This window comes from Vibrio crassostreae 9ZC13, from assembly GCF_000272045.2.
GTDB classification, from domain to species: domain Bacteria; phylum Pseudomonadota; class Gammaproteobacteria; order Enterobacterales; family Vibrionaceae; genus Vibrio; species Vibrio crassostreae_C.
In genome coordinates this window covers 164,350-175,585 of record NZ_AJYZ02000002.1, presented here as the reverse complement: position 1 = coordinate 175,585, position 11,236 = coordinate 164,350, and the positions used below count along the sequence as shown (strand labels likewise).

Here is an 11,236-nt window from a genome sequence, read left to right as displayed (position 1 = left end):
GGCCTCAGCTTTCGAAGCTTAAACTCCTGCTCATTCTTCGCCTAATATCGCACACCTCAAATCACCTATTGAATCCAATCAACGTAAAAAAGCAGCAATTCGCTGTAAGTTTTTCTGAGCTCCTCCTGTCTATTTAATTTACTACACTCAATGAATGGCCGGTAAGCCATTCATCTATAGGATAGATAAGGACATTTGATGGGCACCGTCGAGAGCATTCAAGCATGGTTACATTCAGGGGAGGAGTCGCTGCTATGGCTGATGCTTGGCATTATCGCGCTTTCTTACCTGCTTGAAGATCTGGCAATCGTGACGGCCGCTGGTTTAGCGACTCAAGCACTCATCCCACCGCAATATGCGTTACTTGCAATTTTCATTGGCATTGCCACGGGTGATCTCGGTCTTTATTACTTAGGGAAGTCAGGACGTTATTTCCGAGGTGTTCGATATAAAGCCCTCACCAATAAGTACTTTCGTTCGCTTCGTACCAAATTACGTCAGAACGCATTCAGCAGCCTTTTTGTTATCCGCTTTATTCCAGGGCTTCGCACCGTCGGGTTTACCTTAAGTGGCTTTTTCGCCATCCCACTGCCTACTTTCTTGTTTGCTGTCATCAGCGCCACCGCGATCTGGACTGGCATTGTCTTCTCTGCCATCTACTATTTAGGGACATCAGCGTGGCTGCAAGCCTCTGAATATCAATGGATCATAATCCCGTGTGCCATCGCTTTGCTGTTTATCGGTAATCGATTAATGAATAAAACCTACTCTAGAGGATTATCATGAGTTCACCGCAAGATATTCGCATCATTCCAGCACATCAAATCAATGCAGGCATGCCTTTGCTTGAAAAAGATACCGTGCGCAGCGTCTCTCCTTATGAGTTTCTTCCAACTTGGTTCTTCTACACGCCAGTTGTGATTCAAAGCCTGATGCAAGGGTTACGGCACTTTGACTGGGCGCTGCCGCTCATCGCCAACCCAAGCATCAAGTTAAGCGGTATGGTAGGCGAATCAAAACACGAGATATTAAGCCTTGCCGGATCTTCAAGTCAGCGTTGGATCTCTCCGTTTATCACCCTCACCAAAACGGATCTCAGCGGTAAGAAACAAGCTGAAGATGCACGCAGCGCACTCATACAATCCGATCTTGATTTCCCGATTGTAGCGAAACCAGATCTTGGCTGTCGAGGCGTTGGAGTCAAGCTGATCAACACACAAGATCAACTTGAGCAATATGTTGAATCTTTCCCAAATAATGCTCGCTTTCTACTGCAAGAAAAGGCGCCTTATCAGGCAGAAGCTGGCGTTTTCTATGTTCGTTACCCAAACAAAAAGCAAGGCGAGATCATCTCGATCACACTCAAATATGCGCCAATGGTGATGGGTGATGGCAAGTCGACACTCAAGCAGTTAATTGAAAATAGCCCGCGTGCTGGGCAACTCAGCCACCTGTATCTACCAAGGCATGAAGATAAATTGGATCACGTGCTCGCAGAGGGCGAAGAGTTCCAACTCGCGTTCGCAGGTAGCCATAGCCGTGGCTGCATCTTCCGCGATGGCAATCAATACATTACTCAGGCTTTAACTGAACGTTTAGACGAGATATTCGATGACTTCGATGGTTTTCATTTTGGCCGACTCGACGTCAAGTTTAAAGACATGCACAGCCTAATGAACGGCGAGGATTTCACGATCCTTGAGGTCAATGGCGCAAGCAGTGAGGCTGGGCATATCTGGGATCGCAACACACCGCTGCGAGAGATATTTTCTACGCTACTCCTGCAATACCGCATTCTTTTTGATATTGGCGCTCAGCAAAAACAACGAGGCCATAAGACTCCCTCTTTCAAGAGCTTATTCGCTGCGTGGCAAGAAGAGCGACGTCTTGTTCAACAATATCCGACCACTGACTAACTTTGTACGAGGACCATGAATGAACCCCATAGCCCAACCGAGCGCCCTCACTTCTTTCTCTCCTAGTATCAAAGGAGCGGTAGAGATATTGAATCAGGGTCTAGAGTTTTTGTTAGCGATATCTGACAGCGACTATCTGACACGAGCAAAGCCGCATGTCACAAGCTCTATTGGTGAGCATACTCGTCACACGCTCGATCTTTTTCACGCCTTAATCTTAAAAGAGAATGCGACCGTTGATTACAACACTCGTCGTCGTGGTCATCCCGTCGAATACGACCGCTCAATTGCAGTAAAAGAGATCCATTATGTGATCAACTGGCTTGAACGATTAGACCGTCGAGATCTCGAAGCGCCTATCATGATCCAAACCGAGGTTTCGATGGATGCTCAAGTGTTCGCAAGCCTGCCTTCAACGCTCGAAAGAGAGGTCACCTTTGCCGCACTGCATGCCAATCATCATTACGCGATGATCAAGGTGATCACCACCTTCCTAGACGTCGAGACCTGCAACACCTTTGGTTATGCCCCAACCACCAACAGCTATCTGAGGGAGCAATAATCATGTGTTCAGTATCTTGGCTGCTTGAAGAGAATGGTTATCAGGTCTTTTTTAATCGTGATGAACAAAAGACGCGAGCACTGGCAATGCCACCCAGACAATATCGAGTCAACGGTGTCGATATCATTATGCCACTCGACCCAACTGGCGGCGGTAGCTGGATAAGTATTAATGAGTTCGGGCTTTCGCTATGCCTACTCAATAACTATCAAGGCACAGTGCCCGTTGGTCCTTTAGTAAGCCGCGGTTTGCTACTTAAAAACCTATCATCGAGTCGTAATATCAGTCAGCTATCTGAAGCGTTTCACAAGCTAGACCTACACTCTTTTGCCCCATTTACCTTGCTAGCTTTCGCGCCCAATCTAACCCAACACAATGGTCTGGTTATCGCCTACATGTGGGATGGTATTCAACAGAAAATAGTCGACACTGATTCTCCACTCTTCTCATCCGGTGTTGATTTAGAGCGAGTGCAAGCCTACCGACAAGCAAAATATGATCAGCTCATGGCGGCAGGTAAGAATCAACAGAACTTACTGATGTTCCACTCTCACCATCACAATGAGCAACCTCATTTAGCGACCTGTATGCATCGCGAAGACGCACATACCGTGAGCTTTACACACTTACGTAACCTGCATGGTCAAGCCTCTATGTTTTATGCACCCGGCTCACCATGCGAACCCATTAAACCATGTCAGATAAATCAGCAGCGCTTTACCTTTGATTTATCACCCGCAATCAATCTATAGATGGAGTCCATCATGAGAAAACTATTCACCATGGTTCTGCTACTTGTTAGCCCGTACGTATTTGCCGCCGATGAAATCTATACCGGCTTCTTTAGCAGTAAGGCACTCGATGGCTACGATACCGTGGCTTATTTCACGTCTGGGAAGCCTGTTGAAGGGAGCAAGAAGTTCAGCACAGAGTACAAAGGCGCGGACTGGTATTTCTCTTCTGAAAAGAATCTGACTTTATTTGTTAATAATCCTGAAAAATATGCCCCTCAATATGGTGGTTATTGCGCATGGGCCGTTTCTGCCAAAAACGACTTCGCACCAGGTGACCCACAGTATTGGACCATAGTTGATGACAAACTTTATCTTAACTACGACCAAGAGATTAAGCAGCGCTGGGAACAAGACCAAGCACAGCATATTCAACAAGCCGATAAAGTTTGGCCGCAACTGATTAAGTAAGGTAATTTCATTATGATTGATAGTCCTTTTCGTTTACCACGTTACACGCCTTTTGGTTTAGGTGAGTCTGTTGTCGAGTGGGCAACTGGGCTATCTAAGCTAGACCGACTCTACCAAGATCGTAAAAACGAGTTATCTAGCTTCGAATTCATGAATTACACTCTGTCGGCGCTCAATATCGACTACTCGGTTGCATCGGGAAGCACGGAAAACATCCCGGAAGAAGGGCCTGTCGTGATTGTGGCGAACCACCCGCTTGGCGCCATCGAAGGCGTGATCCTTGCCGATCTCGTAGGATCAGTAAGAAAGGATGTGAAGGTGCTGGCCAATGAGTTACTTAAGCGCCTGCCTGAACTGGATGATCTTTTCATCGGTGTCGATGTCTTTAACAGTAAAGAATCGAAACGCACCAATGCCAAAGCGATTCGAGATGCCAATCGTCATTTGGCTGATGGTGGACTATTGATTGTATTCCCAGCAGGTGAAGTATCAAGCTACCGTAAAGGGGCAAAAACACTGACAGACATCGAGTGGAGCAAGTCGGTAGCGAAATTCGTCAAACGTCACCAAGCCACCACGGTACCTATCTTTATCAATGGCAAGAACAGTGAGCTTTTCTATCAAGCGGGTCGTGTTCATCCACTGTTGAGAACCGCTCTACTCGGGCGTGAACTTCTTAATAAACAAGCGACAACTATCTCTATCTCGATTGGCTCATCGATTCCGTATTCAGAGATAAAATCGTTTGAAAAAGAGATGGATATCGTCAACTACCTACGACTTAATACCTATCTAATGAGTCAACAAGATAGTCCGAACACGCCAATCCACGCGCCCTCTTTCGATACCCAAGTGATAGCGCCTATTCCACCAGAAGTCTTATCAATAGAGATAGACTCACTCCCTGAAGAGATGAAACTGCTCGAGCAAGGGAACTTTGAGGTCTACTGCACACCAAGCCAATCCATTCCTAACTTAATGCGCGAGATTGGTCGAGTAAGAGAAGAAAGCTTTAGAGAAGTCGGAGAAGGCAGCGGGCTGGCCTGTGATTTAGATGAGTATGACCTTTACTACCATCAACTGTTTGTGTGGAATAAAACCAAGGCAGAACTGGTTGGCGCGTATCGACTCGGTATGGTCGACAAACTCATCGCTGAGCACGGGCTTGATCAGCTCTACTCTCGTAGCCTGTTTAACTACAACCAAGAATTCATTGATACTCTAGAAAACAGCATTGAGCTTGGGCGATCGGTAGTAAGTAAACCTTACCAAAAGAGCCTGAACTCACTGTTACTATTGTGGAAAGGCATTGCGACCTTTGTGTCTCGTCACCCTCAATATACCCATCTGTTCGGCCCAGTCAGTATCAGCAATGATTACAGCCACAATGCGCGTCTGTTGATCGCGACCACGTTATCAATCCACCATTATGATGAGGAAAAGGCGAATTTGGTTTCACCTTCGTCACCACTCAATACCAGCAGTCATGTGTTCTGGCAAAATCACCTGCTCTCTTCACTGGCGAGTGTGCCTCTGCTCTCTAAAGTGTTAGCACGCATGGAGCAAGGTAAAGGCCTGCCGGTACTGCTGCGCCAATATCTAGGGATGAACGGTAAACTGGTGTGTTTTAATGTCGACCCATCGTTTAATGATGCCTTGGATGGCTTGATTGTGGTGAACCTTAAAAAGGTACCACTGAAGACTCTGGGTAAATACATGGGCAGAGAGCTTGCTCAAGATTACCTAGAGCAACACGCACGCCGCTGATTTATCCCGCTCTGTACCTCTCTCCAAATAAGTGCGATGATTTCGGCACTTATTTGGGTTAGGTTATTTTCATGCACACCTCTTTTATCGAACAACTACAAAGCTTCGACTTCTCTGAAAGCCAGATTGAATCTCTAGTTGCTGTCGCCAAGCCACTTGAGTTGCCAACCAGACACATCTTGATCAATCAAGGTGAGATGGCGAGTTCAATCTACTTTGTACTTGAAGGCTTGTGCCATGCCTGCTACCTCACTGATGATGGTAAGCAATACAGTAAAGAGTTCTATTGGGAACAAGATTGGATCATCGGCTTTGAGAGTCTGATAAAAAGCCAAGCGTCCCCTTACCTATTAGAAACGCTGACTCCCATCACCATGTTAGAGCTGCCAATGAATGCGGTTATCGAGTGGCGTGCATCAAATAATCCTTTGTATTTAAAGCTGTTAGAAACACAGCTGATGCATAAGGAAAACAAAGAACGCTTCATGCTGCTCTATACACCAGAGCAACGTTATCAGCTGTTCTGCGAGCACTATCCCGACCTTGAGCAGCGCTTAAATGACAATCAAATTGCCGCTTATCTAGGAATCACCGCAATCAGCCTGAGCAGAATTAAAGGTCGAATTAACAATAGTTAATGCCAACAATCATCACGCATAGTACATTCAGAGCATCGATAATCTCTGGATGTAAACATGATCACTTGGCACTCAATTCCTTTTTCTGAACTCTCAACACAACAGCTTTATCAACTACTTAAATTAAGAGTCGATGTATTTGTGGTCGAGCAGACTTGTCCTTATCCAGAGCTGGACGGTAAAGATACACTCGCGGGTGTTGAGCACCTGCTTGGCTATGCTGATGAAGAGTTGGTAGCGTGTGCACGTTTATTACCACCAGGTACCTCTTACGACAACACCAGCATCGGTCGAGTCGCAACCAAGCAATCGGCAAGAGGTGGTGGCTTGGGGCATCAATTAATCAAAGAAGCATTAACACGCTGCGAGGCTCTTTGGCCAAATACGGCCATTGATATTGGCGCGCAGCAACACCTAGAAAACTTCTATGCGAGCCACGGCTTCAACACCATCTCGGATATGTATCTCGAAGATGACATTCCTCATATAGACATGAGATTAGAAAAATAATGACGAATATCACTGCCGGTATTCTATTGTTGGTTGCAGGTAACTTGTTTGCCTCGCTTTCCGACGTAGCGGTAAAGCTGTTAAATGGCGAAGTACCGCCCTTACAGTATATTTTTTTCCGACAGTTGATATCTCTGGTCATCATCACCCCTTTGTGGCTACAGCAGAAAAAAGAACAACGGCGCTTACAGCAGGCTAAGGTAACCTTCATTCGAGGTCAGTTAATTCTGATCGGCAGTGGGTGCATGGTGGTCGCGATCACTCACTTGTCTTTGGCAACCGCCAACGCAGTATTTTATGTCGCGCCTTTACTGATGTTGCCGCTCTCAATGTTGCTATTGAAAGAGCAACCGGCACTCGGCAAGGTTATCGGCACAACCATAGGTTTTATTGGTGCATTGATTGTCTTGAGGCCATCACAATTTCATTGGGCGGCACTGTTTGCTTTGGGGACAGCACTCACCCTAGCACTATTTAATGTACTCGTAAGAAAGCTTCCTAGTGAGCAAACGGTGGTCACTACGCTGTGGTGGACAACCTTATTCTCTATTCCAGCCTCATTAGTACTGTGCTTCTTATACTGGCAGCCAGTGTCTGTGGAGCATTTGGGATACATAGCCCTGAGTGCGACGCTAATCTTAAGTTACAACGGCCTTGCGGTTGCTGCCTATCAAAAAGCACACTCTAGCCAAATTGCCTTGGCTGAGTATTCAGGATTGGTGTTTGTCGCGCTAATAGGTGCAATATGGTTCGATGAGATTCCGGATACATTAACCTTTATCGGAATCATGCTTATCATCTTGCCACTCGCCCCTTTCAAGCGACCAAAAAAAAGAGCTAATGCTTAGCTCTTTTCTATCGTTTATCTGTGTCTGGTGAAGCGCTTTAACTCAGGCTCACTATTCATCTACTTACTGCGACCAAAGCCACCATCGGATAAGCGGAAGAACATCACCGAAGTGTCGCCTTTCTCTAGCTGAAGAATGTCCAACTGCCCAGTTTCAGCAAGTTTGAAACGAACCAGCTGGCCTTTACGAATCTGACTGAGCGGCTTATCTGCACCTTCAATTCGCACTAACGCATTCAAGTCAGACAATGGCAAATCGTTGTTTCGAAAAACCTGCGCTAACGTATCCCCTTGCTTAACAAGGTACTCCTGCCAATTTTTGTTACTCGGTTCTAATGAGCCGTTCTTGGCATTTTGCTGTTCGCTTAAGCCGACGGTGTTTATTTCAAGCTCAACGCGCGATGTTGTTGGAGCTGTGTCTACTTTAGGTTCTGGTAGCGGCACAAAAAGTAATATCAGTACGATCGGAGAAATCACCATCAACAGTCTTTGGTGTAACTTCGGCAATGAACCCCAAGTTTGCGCTGTCGAGGTTTTCATTTTCTTCACATCGATCGAACTCAATTTCTCTTTGACCTGATTCAGTCGATCCTTGAATTCTGCTAAGTGGTCAACTTTCTGTTTTTTCTTTTGACGACGATTCATACCACTGCGTCCTATACATTGAATAACTACAGTATAAAAACCAAAGTACCAACAGTATAGATCTTTCCGTCACAACAAGGCCCAAAGCGAGAAAATTGACATGGCTGTGATTTGGGCACGGTAAAGCGCAAGTGATCAGGACTAGCCGTTTCTTCACGCTGCTAATACTGGTATTCTTACCCTTTTCGTACTGACAAAAAGAGTGACTTTTCATGTCTGAAGTAAAATTTGAAACTGTAGAGCAAAAAGCTAGCTACGGTATCGGTCTACAAATGGGCCAACAACTTGCTGGTTCTGGTCTTGAAGGCCTAAACGTTGACGCAATCGCTGCTGGTATCGCAACAGCTCTAGTTGGCGACATGCCAGCTATCGAAGTTGACGAAATCAACAACGCACTACAAGAGCTACACACTCGTGGTGAAGCTGCACGTCAAGAACTAGCTAAAGCTGCTGCTGCTGACGGCGAAGCTTTCCTAGCTGACAACGCTCTTCGTTCAGAAGTAACGGTTCTTGAGTCTGGTCTTCAGTACGAAGTACTAACTGAAGGTACTGGCGAAATCCCAACTGCAGACAAGCAAGTACGTGTTCACTACCACGGCGAACTAACTGACGGTACTGTTTTCGACAGCTCTGTATCTCGCGGTCAACCTGCTGAATTCCCAGTAACTGGCGTAATTCAAGGTTGGGTACAAGCTCTACAAATGATGCCTGTTGGCTCTAAGTGGAAGCTATACATCCCTCAAGATCTAGCATACGGTGAGCGTGGCGCAGGTGCTGCAATCCCACCATTTGCTGCTCTAGTATTTGAAGTAGAACTTCTAGCAATTCTTTAATTTTTATAAAAACCTTTAGTAAAACAAAATACTATAGGTAAATAAAATTGAAATAATCCAACGGCGATGTGACTACATCGCCGTTTTTCGTTTATAGTGAAAGAGTAAATTACTTTATTACTTAAGGACGAATAATGAAGAAAGTACTCATCACAGTTTTAAGCAGCCTTGCTGTTGTCTCTTGCGCTAGCACTAGCGACTCTGAACAAACCAGTTCATCATCAGATACCAACTATTCCCAACTATCCCAAACTGCACTGATGGCTGCAGTGAATATGTGGTCTCAGCAGAACGAAACAACACCGCTTGTGGATACGGTAGCTGACCAAGCTTCTGTTACCAGCGACCAAGCAGTTGGCGGTATTGGTTCAATGTTAGCCCTTGCACAAAACTCTCTTGGCACAGCCGACAACAAAGAACTCGCGACACTTATTCCGGGTATGTCGAGCCTTGAGTCTACTGGTCTATCATCGCTACTAAGCTCACAAGGTGCCGTTGAAAGTGCGTTTTCTGGATTAGGTATGGATCCATCAATGGTTACAACATTTGCACCCATCATTCTTCAAGCACTGCAGTCACAAGGTGCAACGAGCGGCCTGATGGATTCACTTTCAGCTATATGGCAATAATCGTTAGTTATTAATAGCTAGCTTAAAATCTAATAAGGGCACTTCGGTGCTCTTTTTTGTGCGTGGAAGAAAAGATATTTGAGATACGAGATACGAGATACGAGATACGAGATACGAGATACGAGATACGAGATACGAGATACGAGACATTTTTGAAAATTGGAGCAGATAAGACAAGCAAAAAGTGCCAAACATCATGGTGCAATTTCTATTATCTTTTCCTTGTTCTACAGACACAAAAAAGCCGAGCTAATGCTCGGCTTTTGTATTAAGAATCTAGTATAGATTACTCAGCAGCTTCTTCAGCAGCTGGGCGGTCTACAAGCTCAATGTAAGCCATTGGAGCTTTATCACCAGTACGGAAACCACATTTAAGAATGCGAGTGTAACCACCTTGGCGAGCCGCGAAACGCGGGCCTAGTTCATTAAATAGTTTTGCCACAACTTCGTTATCACGAGTGCGAGCAAATGCAAGACGACGGTTAGCAACACTGTCTGTCTTAGCTAGGGTAATCAATGGCTCAATTACGCGACGTAGTTCTTTTGCTTTAGGCACGGTAGTTTTAATAACTTCGTGACGAACAAGAGAGCTAGCCATGTTGCTGAACATCGCTTTGCGATGACTGCTGTTGCGGTTGAGTTGACGACCACTTTTACGATGGCGCATGACCTAATCCTTCTAACTTTTCGATTAATCTTCAGCGATTGACGCTGGTGGCCAGTTTTCTAGACGCATGCCTAGAGAAAGACCACGTGAAGCAAGCACATCTTTAATCTCTGTAAGAGATTTCTTACCAAGGTTTGGCGTTTTAAGTAGCTCAACCTCAGTGCGCTGTACAAGATCACCGATGTAGTGAATCGCTTCTGCTTTCAAACAGTTAGCAGAGCGAACTGTTAGTTCAAGATCGTCTACAGGACGTAGTAGGATAGGATCGAATTCTGGCTTCTCTTCCTTCTCCTCAGGTACACGTACATCACGAAGATCTACGAACGCATCCAATTGTTCAGCTAAAATAGTAGCTGCACGACGGATTGCTTCCTCAGGTTCTAGAGTACCGTTCGTTTCCATATCGATAACAAGCTTGTCTAAATCAGTACGTTGTTCTACACGTGCCGCTTCTACAGCGTAAGCGATTTTATCAACCGGGCTGTAAGTAGCGTCAACTAGTAGACGACCGATAGGACGCTCATCTTCTTCAGTATGGATACGAGCTGAAGCTGGAACGTAACCACGACCACGTTCTACTTTGATACGCATAGCGATCTCAGCGTTGTCATCCGTTAGGTGACAAATTACGTGCTCAGGGTTAGCGATCTCTACATCACCATCGTGGGTGATGTCACCTGCAACAACAGGGCCTGAGCCTGATTTGTTCAGTGTAATAAACACTTCATCTTTGCCTTCAGCAACGCGTACAGCCAAACCTTTAAGGTTTAGAAGGATTTCCAGGATATCTTCCTGAACGCCTTCTTTAGTGCTGTATTCGTGTAGCACACCTTCAATTTCAACTTCTGTTACGGCACAACCCGGCATAGAAGATAGAAGAATGCGGCGAAGAGCATTACCTAGAGTGTGGCCGAAACCGCGCTCTAATGGCTCAAGAGTTACTTTCGCGTGTGTCGTATTGATCTGTTCAATGTCAACAAGACGCGGCTTAAGAAATTCTGTTACAGAACCCTGCATTGT

The 11,236-nt window shown here is 45.6% G+C and carries 14 protein-coding genes; 11 read left to right on the top strand and 3 right to left on the bottom strand.

Going from position 1 to position 11,236, the window contains the following annotated elements; translation table 11 throughout:
* Window positions 1-198 precede the first annotated feature (198 nt).
* From A136_RS00890 to A136_RS00850, 9 genes are all read left to right on the top strand, one after another.
* Window positions 199-786, top strand: coding sequence for a DedA family protein (locus A136_RS00890; RefSeq protein ID WP_017063717.1), 588 nt, complete (start codon window positions 199-201; stop codon window positions 784-786).
* Complete coding sequence (locus A136_RS00885; RefSeq protein WP_017063716.1) at window positions 783-1,916, top strand: ATP-grasp domain-containing protein; 1,134 nt, start codon at window positions 783-785, stop codon at window positions 1,914-1,916. The genes A136_RS00890 and A136_RS00885 overlap by 4 nt, the downstream gene beginning before the upstream one ends.
* A gap of 19 nt (window positions 1,917-1,935) precedes the next feature.
* Window positions 1,936-2,478, top strand: a complete 543-nt coding sequence (locus tag A136_RS00880) for a hypothetical protein (RefSeq protein WP_032546798.1) — start codon at window positions 1,936-1,938, stop codon at window positions 2,476-2,478.
* Window positions 2,479-2,480: 2 nt separating this feature from the next.
* Complete coding sequence (locus A136_RS00875; RefSeq protein WP_017058882.1) at window positions 2,481-3,230, top strand: NRDE family protein; 750 nt, start codon at window positions 2,481-2,483, stop codon at window positions 3,228-3,230.
* Between the two features lie 12 nt (window positions 3,231-3,242).
* Window positions 3,243-3,680, top strand: a complete 438-nt coding sequence (locus A136_RS00870) for a YHS domain-containing (seleno)protein (RefSeq protein WP_017063714.1) — start codon at window positions 3,243-3,245, stop codon at window positions 3,678-3,680.
* Between the two features lie 12 nt (window positions 3,681-3,692).
* Window positions 3,693-5,447, top strand: coding sequence for a lysophospholipid acyltransferase family protein (locus A136_RS00865; protein WP_017058880.1), 1,755 nt, complete (start codon window positions 3,693-3,695; stop codon window positions 5,445-5,447).
* A gap of 71 nt (window positions 5,448-5,518) precedes the next feature.
* A complete protein-coding gene (locus A136_RS00860) occupies window positions 5,519-6,085 on the top strand; it encodes a Crp/Fnr family transcriptional regulator (protein WP_017058879.1) in 567 nt (188 codons plus the stop codon).
* 57 nt (window positions 6,086-6,142) lie between these two features.
* Window positions 6,143-6,595 (top strand): GNAT family N-acetyltransferase, encoded by a 453-nt coding sequence (locus tag A136_RS00855; RefSeq protein ID WP_017058878.1) that lies wholly within the window; start codon window positions 6,143-6,145, stop codon window positions 6,593-6,595.
* Complete coding sequence (locus A136_RS00850; RefSeq protein WP_017063713.1) at window positions 6,595-7,443, top strand: DMT family transporter; 849 nt, start codon at window positions 6,595-6,597, stop codon at window positions 7,441-7,443. Before A136_RS00855 ends, A136_RS00850 begins: the two co-directional genes overlap by 1 nt.
* Before the next feature lie 59 nt (window positions 7,444-7,502).
* On the opposite strand, the gene A136_RS00845 is transcribed toward A136_RS00850, so the two are convergent.
* Entirely contained in the window at window positions 7,503-8,087 is a 585-nt protein-coding gene (locus A136_RS00845; protein ID WP_017058876.1) for a LysM-like peptidoglycan-binding domain-containing protein, read from the bottom strand.
* Window positions 8,088-8,299: 212 nt separating this feature from the next.
* On the opposite strand from A136_RS00845, the gene A136_RS00840 reads away from it, so the two are divergent.
* Together A136_RS00840 and A136_RS00835 are read left to right on the top strand one after the other, a co-directional pair.
* Window positions 8,300-8,920, top strand: coding sequence for an FKBP-type peptidyl-prolyl cis-trans isomerase (locus tag A136_RS00840; RefSeq protein ID WP_008220519.1), 621 nt, complete (start codon window positions 8,300-8,302; stop codon window positions 8,918-8,920).
* A 134-nt stretch (window positions 8,921-9,054) separates the two neighbouring features.
* On the top strand, window positions 9,055-9,549 hold the full coding sequence (locus tag A136_RS00835) for a DUF2780 domain-containing protein (protein WP_017058875.1): 495 nt from the start codon (window positions 9,055-9,057) through the stop codon (window positions 9,547-9,549).
* Window positions 9,550-9,835: 286 nt separating this feature from the next.
* On the opposite strand, the gene rplQ is transcribed toward A136_RS00835, so the two are convergent.
* Both rplQ and A136_RS00825 read right to left on the bottom strand, forming a co-directional pair.
* The gene (rplQ, locus tag A136_RS00830; RefSeq protein WP_004729812.1) at window positions 9,836-10,216 is read right to left on the bottom strand and encodes a 50S ribosomal protein L17; all 381 of its coding nucleotides are present in this window, start codon (window positions 10,214-10,216) and stop codon (window positions 9,836-9,838) included.
* 24 nt (window positions 10,217-10,240) lie between these two features.
* Window positions 10,241-11,233, bottom strand: coding sequence for a DNA-directed RNA polymerase subunit alpha (locus A136_RS00825; protein ID WP_004729813.1), 993 nt, complete (start codon window positions 11,231-11,233; stop codon window positions 10,241-10,243).
* Window positions 11,234-11,236 lie beyond the last annotated feature (3 nt).